The organism is Parabacteroides sp. merdae-related_45_40 (assembly GCF_001915675.1).
The window spans coordinates 1-17161 of sequence record NZ_MNQY01000147.1; the positions used below are offsets into that span (position 1 = coordinate 1).

At 44.6% G+C, this 17161-nt stretch carries 10 protein-coding genes and 2 pseudogenes; 9 read left to right on the forward strand and 3 right to left on the reverse strand.

Going from position 1 to position 17161, the window contains the following annotated elements; translation table 11 throughout:
• Positions 1 to 571: 571 nt before the first annotated feature.
• The 6 genes from BHV83_RS20980 (at position 572) to BHV83_RS21005 (ending at position 12703) form a co-directional block, all read left to right on the forward strand.
• Entirely contained in the window at positions 572 to 1519 is a 948-nt protein-coding gene (locus BHV83_RS20980; protein WP_286758023.1) for a FecR family protein, read from the forward strand.
• Between the two features lie 257 nt (positions 1520 to 1776).
• Positions 1777 to 5067 carry a TonB-dependent receptor gene (locus BHV83_RS20985; protein WP_005650600.1) on the forward strand — a complete coding sequence of 1097 codons (3291 nt, stop codon included), beginning with the start codon at positions 1777 to 1779 and terminating at the stop codon, positions 5065 to 5067.
• 13 nt (positions 5068 to 5080) lie between these two features.
• On the forward strand, positions 5081 to 6631 hold the full coding sequence (locus BHV83_RS20990; RefSeq protein WP_005646977.1) for a RagB/SusD family nutrient uptake outer membrane protein: 1551 nt from the start codon (positions 5081 to 5083) through the stop codon (positions 6629 to 6631).
• 137 nt (positions 6632 to 6768) lie between these two features.
• A complete protein-coding gene (locus BHV83_RS20995) occupies positions 6769 to 8820 on the forward strand; it encodes a family 20 glycosylhydrolase (RefSeq protein ID WP_195292205.1) in 2052 nt (683 codons plus the stop codon).
• A gap of 324 nt (positions 8821 to 9144) precedes the next feature.
• Entirely contained in the window at positions 9145 to 11805 is a 2661-nt protein-coding gene (locus BHV83_RS21000) for a glycoside hydrolase family 2 TIM barrel-domain containing protein (protein WP_286758024.1), read from the forward strand.
• Positions 11806 to 11914: 109 nt separating this feature from the next.
• Positions 11915 to 12703 (forward strand): glycoside hydrolase family 16 protein, encoded by a 789-nt coding sequence (locus BHV83_RS21005; protein ID WP_005637541.1) that lies wholly within the window; start codon positions 11915 to 11917, stop codon positions 12701 to 12703.
• Here BHV83_RS21005 and BHV83_RS21010 read toward each other — a convergent pair.
• Positions 12641 to 12850 carry a HepT-like ribonuclease domain-containing protein gene (locus BHV83_RS21010; RefSeq protein WP_353743786.1) on the reverse strand — a complete coding sequence of 70 codons (210 nt, stop codon included), beginning with the start codon at positions 12848 to 12850 and terminating at the stop codon, positions 12641 to 12643. The two genes, BHV83_RS21005 and BHV83_RS21010, sit on opposite strands and share 63 nt — an antisense overlap.
• 159 nt (positions 12851 to 13009) lie before the next feature.
• Here BHV83_RS21010 and BHV83_RS21015 point away from each other — a divergent pair, with 159 nt between their 5' ends.
• The 3 genes from BHV83_RS21015 (at position 13010) to rnhB (ending at position 15333) form a co-directional block, all read left to right on the forward strand.
• Complete coding sequence (locus BHV83_RS21015; protein WP_005637540.1) at positions 13010 to 14224, forward strand: aminotransferase class V-fold PLP-dependent enzyme; 1215 nt, start codon at positions 13010 to 13012, stop codon at positions 14222 to 14224.
• A 23-nt stretch (positions 14225 to 14247) separates the two neighbouring features.
• On the forward strand, positions 14248 to 14652 hold the full coding sequence (locus BHV83_RS21020) for a VanZ family protein (RefSeq protein ID WP_005646989.1): 405 nt from the start codon (positions 14248 to 14250) through the stop codon (positions 14650 to 14652).
• 81 nt (positions 14653 to 14733) lie between these two features.
• A complete protein-coding gene (rnhB, locus tag BHV83_RS21025) occupies positions 14734 to 15333 on the forward strand; it encodes a ribonuclease HII (RefSeq protein WP_122206032.1) in 600 nt (199 codons plus the stop codon).
• An 8-nt stretch (positions 15334 to 15341) separates the two neighbouring features.
• On the opposite strand, the pseudogene BHV83_RS21030 reads toward rnhB, so the two are convergent.
• Together BHV83_RS21030 and BHV83_RS21035 are read right to left on the reverse strand one after the other, a co-directional pair.
• Positions 15342 to 16434: pseudogene (locus BHV83_RS21030) on the reverse strand (DUF4934 domain-containing protein).
• Between the two features lie 631 nt (positions 16435 to 17065).
• Positions 17066 to 17161, reverse strand: a pseudogene (locus BHV83_RS21035) (SufE family protein); the annotation flags it as partial.

A 17161-nucleotide genomic window follows, 5' to 3' on the forward strand; every position in this document is an offset into this window, starting at 1 on the left:
CTAAGCTCATTGATATAAATCCCAATACAGATCACGAGACTATAAGAAATTTACTCCCCCATAAATGGCAAAGGTAGCATCGCGGAGACGATTACTTTACCCATGATAGTTATGATAGATAAATGATAGTTAAAAACAGGAACTATCATGGAGTAACATGCTGTTTTACAATTATATAAATTTGATTATGATAGTATGATAGTTGTTTTGCTCAAAAAACTTTATATAGAAATACCCGTACTAAAGACAAGGATTGATTGTCCCTTATGATTTTGGTGCGGTTACCCTACAACTTCGTTCAGAGCTTCGGAATCTTTCAGGAGAGTATTTTAAAATATTCCCGATCCTTCTTGGAAGGAGCTATTATTGCAGGTTTCCAAGACTGTGAATGATGACAAACAGGGGTTCTGGTTGGAACGGATATTTCTTGAAAAAGAACGTAGTTCCGAGAGAACTATGGCATTCGATATCGGAAGAAAAAATATAAAAATGAAATTTTTTTTCATTTTCAACTGGGGATATAGGCTTGTGAACTGTTAGTATTATGTAAGCATAAGTAAAAAGATGAAAAATGGACAGGGAAACGTTATATAAGTTCTTTGAAGGAGCCGCTTCTTATGAAGAAGAAGTCCGGATCCGGCAATGGATGGAACATTCCCCGGAAAACAGACGAAAATTCTTGAAAGAGAGAAAGATATTCGACTCGATGTTGCTTCTTGGCGATGAAAAAACGATCGAAGAAAAGATGCGACACAAGTCATGGAGCTTGAGTTCTCTCGGAACTGAGTTAATCAAGATTGCGGCAGCTGTCGCTGTGACATTGGGGCTTAGCTTATTATATCAATTTGTTTCAAATAAAAATGGAGTTGTGCCGATGCAATCCATTTATGTTCCTACCGGACAACGGGTGAACATCACGCTGTCGGACGGGACGAATGTCTGGCTGAATGCTCGGACGAAGATCGTTTACCCGGCTGTGTTCGACAAGTCCGTACGCCAGGTAGCGGTAGACGGAGAAGCCTATTTCGATGTGGCCAAAGATAAGAAAAGGCCTTTTATCGTGGAAACGGGCAAATGTAATATGGAAGTACTGGGAACAAAATTTAATGTGGAAGGCTATTCCGATAAAGACGATTTCGAGGTTACGTTGATGGAAGGAAGTGTGCGAGTTGCCTCCCGTATCGGTCTGGGGGATACATTGATGTTGAAGCCGGACAGCAAAGCTTGCCTGCAAAAGGACGGCAGGCTGAAAGTCATTCCGGTTGACGATTACAATCCCTATCGTTGGAAAGAAGGACTGATATGTTTTCGGAACGAATCATTTCTCTCGATCATGAGTGATCTGGAGAAATATTTCGGAGTCAGCATAGTTGTTGAGAATAAGAATGTATTGAAATACTATTTCACGGGAAAGTTCAGGCAAGCAGACGGTATCGACTATGCGCTGAGGGTATTGCAGAGGGATATCCGTTTCAAGTATGAACGGGACGATGAAAATCAGATTATTTATATTAGGTGAACACAAGTAATAGAAGAACAGAAATAAAAAACACAATAATTAGTATTAACCTTATAAATAAAAGGAAACATGAAAACAGGCAGTCAATAACAGAAAAATGCCGGCAAGCGCTGGGGGGCATTTGCCGGCATTCCAATCAACACAATTTTTTTAATTCATTGTATTAACTTCAAATCAGTTACAAAGGTATGAAAAAAAACTTTTTGTCGGGGGGATATTATCCGAAAACTCCGTCAGGTAAAAAAATCTTGAGAACTATGCGAATATCCACATTCCTTTTGGGAGCCTGCGTATTCTGTTCGTATGCTGAAGATTCACATTCGCAGAATGCCCGGGTTAGTATTAACAAGAACAATTCTCAGTTAGAGGAAATTCTAAATGAGATTGAAAGTCAGACAGATTATTTGTTTATCTATAATAACCAGGTAGATGTTAACCGGAAAGTTTCGGTAAAGGCGAAAACGAAACCTGTTTCAGAGGTATTGGATAACCTGTTCAAGAATGCGGGTATCGAATATGAAATGGAAGGAACTCATATTATTTTGTCTTCGAAAAGCCGGGATGCGATCGCTGCCGCTCAACAGCAGACACATGTCTTAACCGGTCGGATTGTCGATAACAACGGCGAAGCGATCATTGGAGCGAACGTGGTGGTGAAAGGTACTACAAATGGTACGGTTACCGATATAGATGGTAATTTCTCTATCGAGGCCGATCCTAATTCGGTTTTGAATATTTCTTATATTGGTTACCTGTCAAAGGAGATCGTTGTCGGTAACCAAAAAACAATCAATGTCGTATTATTGGAAGATACGAAAACGCTGGATGAAGTTGTCGTGATCGGTTACGGTACGCAGAAAAAGGCGGACTTGACCGGTTCTGTAGCTAACGTGAGCACAGATGATTTGAATACACAGAGCAACACTACTATCGGGCAGGCCTTGCAAGGTAAGATTGCCGGTGTGGATATCGTTTCGCAGGGTGGTGCGCCGGGCGGTAGTACCCGTGTCATGGTCCGTGGTATCGGAACGTTGAACAATTCTTCTCCTTTGTATATCGTGGACGGTATGTATATGAGTGGAATCGATCATATCAATCCGAACGATATTGCCAGTATCGATGTGTTGAAAGATGCTTCTTCGGCTGCGATTTACGGTTCACGTGCAGCTAACGGCGTCGTTATAGTAACGACAAAAGAGGGAAGCAATACGGAAGGGAAACCGATTATCGATCTATCGGCCAATGTCGGCGTCAGTTCGCCTTCCAAATATCTGGATTTATTGGATGCTGCAGGCTGGGCGGAAGTGACGACCGTTTCCAGAAGGGCTGCCGGATTGAGTCCGCTCGAAATGGCACAGGATTTGGCTTCAAAACCGGATAATGACTGGCAGGACTTGATGTTTGGTCCGGCATTGATGCAAAACTATGCGCTTTCTGTGAAGGGAGGAGGTAAATATTCCACCTACTATAATAGTGTGGGGTATACGAATCAGGACGGCGTGATGAAAGGCACGAACTACCAGCGTTACACGTTGCAGAGCAAACAGGATTTCAAGAAGGGTATTTTCCAGGCTGGGACAAATGTCGTGTTGACTTATGATCAAAGCAATCCTTTATATTCGGTCATTAGAGGGGGAATGGTCGGACATACGTTGCAGGCTATTCCGACATGGGAACAATATGATGAAAACCGGACAGGTGGATATGGTGGCTTGTACGGAGACGTTGTGAATTTGACTCATCCGTTAGGTATGGTGGACGATAATTTAATGAAGAGATATAGTGATAATGTAAAAATATTTGCAAATGCTTATGTCTCCGTAGAATTAATGAAAGGTCTGAAATATAAGTTAAACCTGACTCCGGATTTCCAATTTTATCGCTATAATAGTTATGAAGGCCTGTTTGATTTCGGGCTGGCAAAACATGATATAACAGCGGTGACGGAACAGCAGACCCGTACACGTAATATTTTGGTCGAAAACTTGCTGACTTTTGATCGTACGTTCGGAGACCATAAGGTGTCGGCTCTTGTCGGATATACATATCAGGATTCCCGGTATCGTTATATGCAAGGTTCCGGGCAAGGAATGCCGACTGGAATTACTGAAATAGATGCCGCATCTCAAGGATTGGCCGTAAGTGGTAATTCAAGCCGCAGCGTGTTGACTTCCATTTTAGGACGTGCTTTCTATTCTTATAAGAATCGCTATTTGTTGACTGCGACCATTCGCCGTGATGGTTCTTCTAAGTTCGGTTCCAATTATCGGTATGGTAATTTCCCATCGGTATCTGTTGGTTGGAATATTGCAGAAGAGGATTTTGTAAAGAATAGCGTATCTTGGTTGGATCAGTTGAAGTTGAGAGGCGGATATGGGGTGCTAGGTAATCAGGAAATTGATAACTATCAATATGTGTCTGTTGTTACGACCGGCATTAATTATCCGGATGGAAAGAGTGGACTGATACAAGGTGCTTTCCCAAAAACGTTTGCCAATCCGGATATCAAATGGGAAGAAACGGCGATGACGAATGTCGGTATTGACTTTATGGCCCTGCGTAATCGTTTGACTTTGACTGCCGATTGGTATGTAAAGAATACGAAAGATATCTTGTTGAATGTGCCTATTCCTATTTCTACGGGAGGTGCTAATGATCCGATTCGTAATGCAGGTAAGATCCGTAATCAAGGATTTGAATTTAATTTGGGATGGAATGAGTCTTTGAATAAGGATCTGTCCTATGGTGTAAGTTTCCTTGGAACTTATAATAAAAACGAAGTGGTGGAAATGGGGGCAGAATCGCAGGTAATTACCGGTGGGACGATTCATGGAGGAACTTATACGAGCAGAACGTTGGCCGGTTATCCTATAGGTGGTTTTTGGTTGATTCCTACTGACGGCTATTTTAATAGCACGGAAGAGGTGCAAGCTCATCAGAAAGATGGGGTTCTGATTCAGCCGAGTGCCGAACCCGGCGATATTCGTTTCAAGGATACAAATAATGACGGAACGATTAATGATGAGGATCGTGTGTATTGTGGCAGCCCATTCCCGAAATTCACCTATTCGATCAATGGTAATATTACGTATAAGAATGTTGATTTCTCGATTGGTTTCCAAGGTGTCACTGGTAATAAAATTTATAATGCGACGAAATTGGAATTGACGGATGTGACCCGTGGTACGAACTATTTGGCAAGTACTTTGGATTATTGGACGCCTGAAAATCAAAATGCGTCCTCTCCTCGGCTGATTTGGACCGACCCGAATAGGAATGCCCGTTCCGAATCCGACCGTTACTTGGAGAGCGGTTCTTATTTCCGCTTGAGAAATCTTCAGGTAGGTTATACCTTGCCTACGGTTTGGTTTCATGGCTTTGTTCAGAAAGCTCGTGTGTATGTCAATGCGGAGAATCTCTTTACGATCTCCTCTTATTCGGGGTATACGCCGGACGTGAATTCTTCAGATGTATATTCTCGTGGTTTCGATGAATTTATATATCCTTCTAATCGTACATTTATGTTTGGTTTGAATGTCACATTTTAAATAAAATAACAGTATGAAACGAATATATCTATATTTTATATCTTGTATAATGGTTGTTACAGGTTTGTGTACTTCGTGCGACGCTCAGTTGGAGCAGATGAATCCGAACAAGGCGACCGAAGATACTTTCTGGCAGACCGAAGCTGATTTTGAATTGGCTTTGACTTCATGCTATACTCCTTTGAAAAATGCTCTAAACGGGGGATATTATGGAACTCGTGGTGTAATGATGCGTATTGCTCGTGCGGACGAAGTGGAGTTTAGAAACGATATCAGCGATGTCTTTCAAGCCTGTTATTTTACAAATACAAATGGAAATTCTCTTTCACAAGGGATGTTTTATCAATTCTATAATGCATTGTATAGAACGAATTCAATCATGCAGAAGCTGGAAGAGAAGCAAGGAGAATTCGGAGAGGATTTCGTCAATAAGGTGAAGGCGGAGTGTTTGTTTATTCGCGGGTTCTATTTGTTCCAATTAGGAAAAGAGTTTAAAAATGCACCTTTGCGTCTGACAGCTTCTCAGTCTCCTTCTACATTCCCTTTGGAAAAGTCTTCTCAGGCCGAGATATGGTCGCAGGCTGAACAGGATTTGCTTACTGCGGCTTCTTTGTTGCCGGTGAAGAATGATGTTATCGGAAAACCGACAAAAGGTGCAGCGTATGCTGTGTTGGGTAAAATATATGTATATGAAGAAGACTTTGATAAGGCAATTGAAATATTGGAACCTTTGACAAAATCACCTTATACGTATCGTTTGGTGGAGGATTTTGCATGGAATTTTGATGATGTACACGAAAACAATGAAGAGAGTATTTTCGAATTGTTGATGGAGCCGGTTGGTGGAACGGATATTTGGGGAGATGGAGAGAATATCAATTCGACTCAAACGAATACACGTCCGAAAGAATATGCGGCACCGGAAGCCAGCGGTTGGTATGAGGCAAATCCGACCCCGCAAATAATGGATTATTTCTTGGAAGAAAAAGATAAAGATGGAAATTTTGATTATCGTGCACGTTCATCGGTTGCTTGGGATTATGAAGGATGTATGTATTATTTGAAGCCTTTTCGGGAGAAGTTTGCAGAAGACAGATGGAATACATATTGGATTTTGAAATATCAGAATTGGAATACGGCCGAATCGGAGGCTGATCCGCCTATGTCTTGCATCAATGAACGGGCGATACGGTATGCAGATGTGCTTCTTCTGCTTGCTGAGTCTTATTTGCGTGGAAAGCAGGATTTGCCGATGGCAATCGGGTATTTGAATCAGATTCGTGAACGGGCTAATTTGAACCCCTATAGCGGAGCACAGACGTATGAGGCTGTCTTTAATGATTTGGAGCGTCAGCGTGCCATCGAGTTCTTTGTGGAAGGGGAACGTTTTTACGATCTTCGCCGTTGGGGATTGTTGGAAAAGCGTATGCAGACTTGTAATGAAGTTCGGTATAAACAATTAATGACTGGTAAGGTCGGGGATACGAATCGTTATTATTATTATCCTATACCATCCAAGGAGTTGGAGACAAATCCGTTATGTACCCCGAATGAAGGTTGGTGATTGACCGTTTTTTAATAGGTATTATTCTAAGGGTCGGTTGTAATGGTGTAAAACATGTTATGGCTGGCCCTTTTCTTCTTCTATTTATTAGGACTTTCTTTTTGAGTCCCGTATCTTTGATAAAAATAACGTATATCATGAAAATACAACTATTAATCATAAGTCTGTTGTTTATGACAAATGGCCTCTGTGCCCGTGGCTTGGACAAGGCGTTTCAGCTCCTGCCCCAACCTCAATCTGTCGAACTGCTTCCGGGAAAAGGAATTATGTATACCGATCTTAAATTTGTATCGGCCGCATCAGACACACTTGTCCCTATATTGGGAGCGTTGACGGATGTCCTTCCCCGTGCAGGACATGTGGGAAAGGGATTGTTCTTACAACTTTCCGAATCGAACGTGCCTGATTCGCCCGAAGGATATGTTTTGGAGGTGAATGATAAAGGTGTGACAGTCACGGCCCGCACGGAAGCCGGACTGTTTTACGGTTGCCAAACGTTGGAGCAGTTGTTGGAAGATAGCCGGGATTTTGACCTGGAAATTCCGCAGATGAAGATAACTGATTATCCGGCTATCGCCTACCGTGCCGTCCATCTTGATACGAAGCATCATCTGGACCGGATGGAATATTATTACCGGATGATCGACAGGTTGGCACGTTATAAAGTGAATGCGATTATCTGGGAACTGGAAGATAAACTGCGCTTTACTCGCCGTCCGGAAGTCGCAGCTCCGAATGCGATCAGCAAGCAGGAGATGCAGGCGCTCTGCCGGTATGCGAAGGAACGGAATGTCGAGATCTGCCCACTTGTGCAAGGACTCGGCCATGCCGGTTTTATATTGAAACATCATTGGGAACTGCGTGAGAATCCGGACAGCGATTGGGAATTCTGTCCGTCCGATCCGCGTACATACGAGGTGCAGTTCGATCTTTATCTGGATGCGCTTGAAGCCATGCCGTACGGGAAATATCTGCATGTCGGTGGGGATGAGATCACGGCGATCGGAATCGATGACCGTTGCAAGGCTACAGGCAAGACTGCTTTCGAATTGCAGATGATCTGGTTGAAGAATGTCTGCCAGTTTGCTGTAGACCATGGTCGTATTCCTATATTTTGGGATGATATGCCGTTAAAATATGCCGGTATATGGGAACTTGCGTTAAGCGATAAATCCGAAGAGGAAGTGGTGAAGGTCTGGAACACCGACAAACTGGATGAGGCGATCGGTTTGTTTCCGAAAGAATGCGTGTATATGCGTTGGAAATATGAGGATGCGACGACGCCTGCCCATCGGCGCCTTTTGGAATGGTATCATGATAAGGGGCTGAAGGTGATGGGGGCGACGGCTGCTTCTGCCGGTGACTCGCCTTTTATGCCGCGCCGGAATACCCGTTCGGAATACGTGAAAGGATTCAGCCAGTTGGTTGCCGACAATCAACTGGAAGGAATATTGGCGACTGCTTGGGATGACGGTTCGCCGCATCTGGAAACGGTATGGAGGGGGTTCATTGCACAAGGAGAATTCGGTTGGAATCCGTCGGCGCGGGATATCGAAGCGTTTAAAAAAGCACATGCACAGCGGGAATATGGTTTTCGCCCGGAGGATAACCGGATGGCCTTTCTGGATGAACTGGAGAAGGCGGTCTTTTTCTTCGATGGCGCGTTGGTGACTTCCGGACGCCGCAATCCGGCGTGGGGCACGACTGCTTTCACATTGATGGAGTTGCCGGACAAGACGAAACCGGGGGCATGGAGCGAACTGTATAAAGATAAAATTGCACAGGCAAAGATTGAAGCCGGACGTTACGAGAAGATAGTCCAGGGTATCAGAACGGCGGAGGCGGAGGCATTACGCAATCGCTATACGCTGCAAGTCTATGAACAGACGAATAACCTGCAAAACTATCCGGTGCGCCTCATCCTGGCCTTGAACGCTTATGACATGGCAAAGGACGATGCAGCCCGGGAAGCGGCTTTGGAGAAAGTCGCAGAGGTGTGTAGTTATTTCGATGTCATGCGCTCCAACCTGGAATCGGTCTATTCCGAAACTCGCTTCATGGAGCAGCCCGAAGGTTTCATCTCTGATCTGAACCATCACAATCATCTGGCTTCTAAAACGAACAATAGCGATTGGTGGTATTATTACGAGATTCCGATGGTGAAGAAAGTCCGCGCGTGGATGAAATAGTCGTACGGAATGACCAAAAAAATAATTTGGACACTTTGTATGACTTCAAACCCTTCAAAAAAATGAATTGGACACTTTGTGGCTTACAAAACGTCCCCTCAAAATAATTTGAACACTTTGTACAGCTTCAAAACGTTCAAAAAAATATTTTGGCCTCATTGAACTACTTCAATGGCCTCACTGGAGATTTCGGGGGCGTTGTCGGGCGACAATAAGAACAAACGATCTGTTCTAATGATGCATAAAAATAAAATGGTGTAAATCATCATTTATGTGTACGTCATTATAATATATCACTTAATGAAAATTATAAATATTCATATCATGAAGAAAATTACATTCAGTATCCTGTTTGTCTGGCTTAGCCTGTCCCTGTGGGCAGCCCGGCAGCCGGAGTTTTCGACAGCCGGCTTTTTCCGCCTCGATAATAGCGGGCGGGAAGTCTATTCGATGAATCCTGCCTGGCGCTTCCATAAAGGTGCGGTGGAAGGTGCGGAAACAAAAGAATTTAATGATAAAGACTGGACGGTTGTCTCCCTGCCGGACGGTATCGAATATTTGCCGACCGAGGCGAGTGGTTGTATCAATTACCAAGGGGAGGTCTGGTATCGTAAGCATTTTACGCTCGATGCCGCTCTGAAAGGGAAGAAACTTTTTCTGCATTTCGAGGCCATTATGGGCAAAAGTAAGGTGTTCGTGAACGGCAAACTGTTGACGGAGCATTTTGGCGGTTACCTGCCTGTCATAGCCGATGTGACGGATGTGCTGGATTGGAATGGCGATAATGTGATTGCCGTCTGGGCGGATAACAGCGACGATCCTTCCTATCCTCCCGGAAAGGCGCAGGATGTGTTGGACTATACCTATTTCGGCGGTATTTACCGGGACTGTTGGTTGATCGCGCATAACAATGTGTTTATCACCGATCCAAATTATGAAAACGAGGTAGCAGGAGGCGGCTTGTTCGTCGCTTTCGGAAAGGTTTCGGATGCTTTGGCGGAAGTTCAGTTAAAGATACATGTGCGCAATGCTACGAAGAATCCTTTTTCCGGTCGGGTGGAATATATGCTGTTGCAGCCGGATGGCACCGAAGTCGCCCGGCTGAGTGACAAGATACAGGTGAAGGCGGGTAGGGCAACTACTGTTTCCGACCGGATGCCGGTGAAGCAGCCGATGCTTTGGACCCCTTCGACACCGACCTTGTATAACCTGCTGGTGCGGGTACTTGATAAGGAAGGAAATGTGATCGACGGTTACCGCCGCCGTATCGGAATCCGCAGCATTGAGTTTAAAGGGAAAGACGGCTTCTTCCTGAATGGCAGACCGTACGGCAAACCGTTGATCGGAGCTAACCGCCACCAGGATTTTGCGGTTGTCGGAAACGCTGTCGCAAATAGTATTCATTGGCGGGATGCCAAGAAACTGAAAGATGTCGGGATGGAGATCATCCGTAATGCTCACTGTCCGCAAGATCCGGCTTTTATGGACGCCTGCGATGAGTTGGGCTTGTTCGTGATCGTCAATACGCCCGGCTGGCAGTTCTGGAATGACGCGCCCGAATTTGCACAGCGTGTGTATAGCGATATCCGCAATGTCGTGCGCCGCGACCGCAACCACCCTTCGGTCTGGCTGTGGGAACCGATCCTGAACGAGACTTGGTATCCGGCTGATTTCGCCAAGAACACCCGTGATATCGTGGATGCTGAATATCCGTATCCTTATTGTTATAGCGGAAGTGACAGCGAAGCACGCGGGCATGAGAATTTCCCGGTCTATTTTGCCCATCCCGCCAATATGCAGGATGCTTCGAAAGAGATCGATCCGACGAAGACCTACTTTACCCGCGAATGGGGCGACAATGTGGATGATTGGAGCTCACACAATTCGCCGAGTCGTGTAGCCCGTAACTGGGGAGAACAGCCGATGCGCGTACAGGCACAGCATTATGCCTGCCCTTATTATCCGGTGACCAGCTACGATGTTCTTTATAAGCAGTCTTCACAGCATGTCGGCGGTTGTCTCTGGCATTCGTTCGACCATCAGCGCGGTTACCATCCTGATCCTTTCTATGGTGGTTTGATGGATGTCTTCCGCCAGCCGAAATATTCATATTATATGTTTATGGCGCAACGTCCGGCAGTTAAGAATGACCGGAATGCCGGAAGCGGGCCGATGGTGTATATCGCCCATGAGATGACGCCTTTCTCCGGCAAGGATGTAACGGTCTATTCCAATTGTGACGAGGTTCGTCTCACGTTCAACAAGGGTGGAAAGACTTATACTTATAAGAAAGACAAGAACCGTCCCGGAATGCCTTCGCCGGTTATCACTTTCCCGGATGTCTATGATTTTATGGTGGACAAGGCTTTTTCAAGAACTCAAAAACAAGATGATGTCTATCTGCTTGCCGAGGGTTTGATCGACGGCAAGGTCGTAGCTACACATAAAGTCGTACCTGCCCGTCGCCCCGAAAAAATCCTGTTGTGGATGGATAATGAAGGCACGGACCTGAAAGCCGATGGTTCCGATTTCGTTACGGTAGTGGCAGCTGTTGCTGATAAGAATGGGAATATCAAACGGCTGAATAACTATAATATCTGTTTTTCTATTGAAGGTGAAGGACGTTTGTTAGGTGGTCCAGGAGTACTGGCAAATCTGGTTCCCGTAAAATGGGGAACTGCGCCTGTTTTGGTTCAGTCTACCTTGAAACCGGGTAAGATACGGATTACGGCGAGTGTCCTGTTCGAAGGTTCGCAAATGCCGATAAGTGGTGAACTTGAGTTCGAATCGAAGCCGTCTGTTTTCCCGTTGGTCTATGATGCTGCGGATGCTGCCCGCATCCCGCTTGGTAGCGCTTCGGCCGGACAGAACACCGCTTCCAAAACGGATGCAGAGCGGGAAGTGGAACGTCTGCGCAAGGAGTTGAACACCTTGAAACTTAAAGAGGTGGAACGGCAGCAGTCGGAGTTTGGTGAAAAAGAGTAGTTATAAAATGCGGAGGTACGGAGTTGGATGTTTAAAATGAACAGGATTCTCTGTACCTTTGCGTTGAAAAGAACTATTTTTGCAAAAAAATAAAAATAGGTTGATAATAATGAAGCAAGGATTATTCACATTAGGACTGTCAGTGGCTCTGTCGATTATGGCAGGTTGCCGGTCGCAACAGGAAGGGTGGAAATTGGTTTGGGAGGAAAACTTCGACCAGGAGGATCATTTCGATGAGGCTTCGTGGAGTAAGATACCGCGTGGAAAGTCAGACTGGAATAATTATATGTCGGACTTCGATTCCTGCTATACTATGCGCGATGGCAATTTGGTTTTGCGTGGATTAGTCAATTACAGTTTGCCGGCTGACACGGCTCCTTTTATCACGGGGGGCGTTTATACGAAGGGCAAGGTCGGTTTTTCCGACGGGCGCCTGGATATCCGTGCCAAGTTGTATGGGGCAACTGGCGCATGGCCAGCATTCTGGTTGTTGCCAGAAAATGAGGGTTGGCCGAATGGTGGCGAGATCGACATCATGGAACGCTTGAATAATGATACGATTGCTTATCAGACCGTTCATTCTGCCTATACGTACACTTTGGGAATCAAAGATAACCCGAAGCAGGGCGGTATCGGTTTTATCAACCGCGATGATTATAATGTCTATAGTGTAGAAATGTATCAGGACAGTCTCGTTTTCTTTATCAACGAAACCCGCACCTTCGCTTATCCTCGCATCGAGACGGACAAGGAAGGCCAGTTCCCGTTCACAGACAAAAAGTTTTATCTGTTGCTCGACATGCAGTTAGGCGGAAGCTGGGTAGGAGCAGTCGATTCATCGGATCTGCCTGTCGAGATGGAGATCGACTGGGTGCGTTTCTATCAGAAGAAGAAATGAAAAGGGGAGGGGGTATTCGGATAAATCGGACAACTTGGAGATGATCGCCTTTTTTAGCGATTGGAGTTCATTACTTAATATCCACCAGACAACATCAATATCAATTTCAAAATAATGATGGACCACAATGTCCCGCAGACCTTTAATTCTTTATCATGACATATCTTAGAGTGTTTCCGTTTGAAACAAAAGCATAAATTTGATTAGTACAAACAAAACTTTTAGCTTATAAACTGTATGAATAGTATATTTTACTGTTAAACATACTATCTTTGACGCTTGTTATTAAGTTAAATAGTTACAGTCATGTTAGATGTACAGTCTATCCGGAAGGATTTCCCGATTCTGGATCATAAGATATACGATAAGCCGCTTATTTACTTCGACAACGGAGCGACAACCCAGAAGCCACGCTGTGTGGTGGAAAAGATCGAGAGTGGCTATTATAATGTGAATGCCAATATTCACCGCGGCGTTCATTTCCTGAGCCAGGCGGCGACGGAAGCGCATGAGGATGCACGCAAGACCGTGCAGCAATTCCTGAACGCCCGCTCTTCCAACGAGATTATTTTCACGCGTGGGACGACAGAGGCGATCAACCTGATTGCTTCCAGCTTTACCGACGAATGTATGTCGGCCGGTGACGAAGTGATCGTTTCGGTGATGGAACACCATTCCAATATCGTTCCCTGGCAGATACAGGCTGCCCGTAAAGGGATCACGTTGAAAGTGATTCCGATGAATGAAAAAGGCGAGTTGTGCATGGACACGTTCCGTAGTCTTTTTTCGGAACGGACAAAACTTGTCTCGGTTACACATGTGTCGAATGTGCTCGGTACGATCAATCCGGTAAAGGAGATTATCGAAGAAGCCCATAATCACGAGGTTCCGGTACTGATCGACGGAGCGCAAGCCGTTCCCCATCTGAAAGTGGATGTGCAGGATTTGGATGCCGAGTTCTATGTGTTCTCCGGTCATAAGATTTACGGTCCTACCGGTATCGGTGTCCTGTATGGCAAGGAAGAATGGCTGGACAAGTTGCCTCCGTACCAGGGAGGAGGGGAGATGATTGCTTCCGTGTCTTTTGAAAAGACGACTTTCAACGAATTGCCTTTCAAGTTCGAGGCCGGAACGCCTGATTATATAGGAAGTACGGCTTTGGCGGAAGCCTTGCGCTATGTTGGTCGTTTGGGAATGGACAATATTGCGGCCTATGAAGACGAGTTGCTTCGTTACGCGACCGATAAGCTGAATGCGATCGACGGTATGCGTATTTTCGGACAGGCGGCGCATAAAGGGGCGGTACTTTCTTTTCTGGTAGGCAATATCCATCATTATGATATGGGGATGTTGCTGGACCGTTTGGGCATTGCAGTCCGTACCGGACATCATTGTGCTCAGCCGTTGATGCAGGATTTAGGTATCGAGGGGACGGTTCGAGCCTCTTTCTCGTTCTATAATACAAAAGAAGAAATAGATGCTTTTGCCGCCGGTATCGAACGGGTGCGGAAGATGTTCTGAATATATTGAATGGAGTAATAGTGATGTTGTATTACCTGAAGAAATATCCGATCTCCCTGACGATTATCGCAGTGGTGATCTATCTCTCTTTCTTTAAACCGCCTTCTCTGGAGGTCGGAAAAATCGTGGGGATAGACAAAGTGGCTCATCTCTGTATGTATGCCGGCTTGTCCGGTATGCTGTGGATCGAGTTCCTGCGCAACCATTGCAAATACGACGATGTGTTGTGGCATGCTTGGATTGGAGCGGTCTTATGTCCGGTCTTGATGAGCGGAGCAATCGAACTTTTGCAGGAATATTGTACGACATACCGTGGTGGCGACTGGTTCGATTTCCTCGCGAATATCTGCGGTGTTACTCTCGCTACGCTGTTTTCTTACTTCGTCCTCCGTCCCTGGATAATGAAGAGAAAGATTGGTATTCATTAGTTTATGTATTTATCCATTTGTTGTGGGATTACCGACAAGATCCCGCCATTTGATGAATTTGATAGAAGAAGTTGATTAACCATGTTATTATCCTACTTAGAAGCAAATCGTATAGAGGCCGGCTGTGATGAGGCCGGCCGTGGATGTTTGGCGGGTTCGGTGTATGCCGCTGCGGTTATCTTACCGCCGGACTTTCATAATGAAGATTTAAATGACAGCAAGCAATTGAGTGAAAAGAAACGTTATGCGCTCCGTCCGATTATCGAGCGGGAGGCGATTGCTTGGGCTGTCGGTATCGTTACGCCCGAAGAAATTGACAAGATCAATATCCTGAAAGCCTCTTTTCTTGCCATGCACCGGGCCATTGACCAGTTGAAGGTCAAGCCGGAACATCTGTTGATCGACGGGAACCGCTTTACGCCTTATCCCGGTCTCAAACATACGACAGTCGTAAAAGGAGACGGCAAATATCTAAACATTGCCGCCGCTTCCATTCTGGCGAAAACCTATCGTGACGACTATATGAACAGCCTCGATCGGGAATATCCCGCCTATCATTGGAAGGAAAACAAAGGCTATCCCACAAAAGCCCATCGTGAAGCCATCCGGGAATGCGGGATAACCCCTTATCATCGCAAAACATTTACTTTGCTGCCGGAACAGTTGGAGTTGCAGTTCTGACGGAAATTTTATTTTTGTTTCTGTTTGATCAACATGATGACCGGGTTGGATTCTTCATTCAATTCGGAAGCGATTTCTTTCAATCTGCCTTTTAGCCGGCCTCTCTCATAATCTTGAATGAGATCTGCCGCTTCTAAATGTTGCCAGGAAGGAATTTCGCCATTTATCGGTCTTCTTGAATTTAAGTAGACTGTTTCTTCACAATAAATTAGTAGTTGAAAACTCTATTGTCTTTTCGATTGCATCCATAAAATAGTAACGGTCGGTAAAGAGGCTCGGCAAAAGAATTACTTCCGGGGTCATGGATTGGATAGAAGGGGTTCTTGCGATAAGTGGTGTCAAGGTATGATCCGGCAAATACTGATACAAGGTGTCGGCTGAATACTCCGTCAAAATATAACTGTTATAATAAGGCATGATCGGATGTTTGCATTGAGGAGAATAAACAAAGTACTGCCCCTCTACAGTTTTATCTTCGACCCTGACATAGATGCTTTTCTTCTCTTTAAAAGGGATTGTGATTTCTTGGGTGATGCTGCCATCCTGTTTTGATATGAGCATGAACGACTGTCCGGTATTTTTCGGAAAATCATCATGGCAAATTAAATTATCTTTGTCAAAATTGTACATTTCAAAAAGCGATAACTCTTTTTGAATCGGTAGGTCCCGTTTGAAATTTCCTTCCAGGTCATAGACTTGTATTTTCTTTGCAAAACTGTTGTTGACAAATATTTCTCTTTTTTCTTCATCTAAAATGATTCTTGAATAAGAACTGTATTCTTCATTGCCTTGGCCTTTCCGGTTTATTTTTTTTAAGGCTTTTCCTTTTCGGTCGAAGATAAAAATATTACCGTCGCTATTGAAATTTGTCGCGACGATGACATCCTTGCCGACTCCCCATAAACTCCCCATACAAAGAAATTCATCTGTTGTCTCCAACGGGATATACTCTACATCCATAAAATCTTGGAGAATCAATTCTTTGTAAGGATATTTTGCTGTGACATCTACCGTGCTTATTTCATTTGCCGGTTGGTTGTTCTTTCCACATCCGATCATGACGGACAGGAACATGATTAAAATAGAATGTACATTTTTCATATTTGTAGATTTAAGAAATTTATAAGATTTTAGAGAGGGAAATGTTTTTATTTTGTTGAATAGCAATCTACTATTATTTTGCAAATCTACTTAGATTAAGTAGAGTAGAGGCATCTGTCTAGTTAAACGTTGTTAATGGGCGAAGGATTTGAGAGGGAGGCTGTCCGAAAATCTCCTAAAGTAGTGTAGGGTAACCGCATCAAAATTCGGAAATCGTATGAACTATACCAAAGAAAAAACAGGACCTTATCATATAAGTTTTTCCCATTTCCTCTGTCACTGTGTCACTGATCTCTTTTACCAGTTGATATTCAACTTATTTCGTTAGTGATACATGCCCTTTTCTCTATCACAACTATATCACTGACACATTGTTCCCCATCTCTGCAAATCACTCGATCATTTTATGTAAAAGATGGCTGTGAAATAGGTAAAACCAAGTGCTTTTTATTGTCCGGCACGGTACTTTAGTTGCCGGACACCCCCATGTTGCCATCCTTTACATCCGGGTGTAGAGAGCTGGTACATCCGGGTGTTAAGGAGGGTAACATGGGGGTGTTTACGGAATTATGTGCTTGTTTCTGCTAAAAAAGAAAGAGCTTTTTGATTTTAAACATAGGTGGTTTGGAGATCACCCTTGCTGTTCCTTAGTACGGAATGCCAGCGCGTACATGCGCATCTGCTTGACCATTGCCACCAGGCCGTTCGAGCGGGTAGGGCTGAGGTG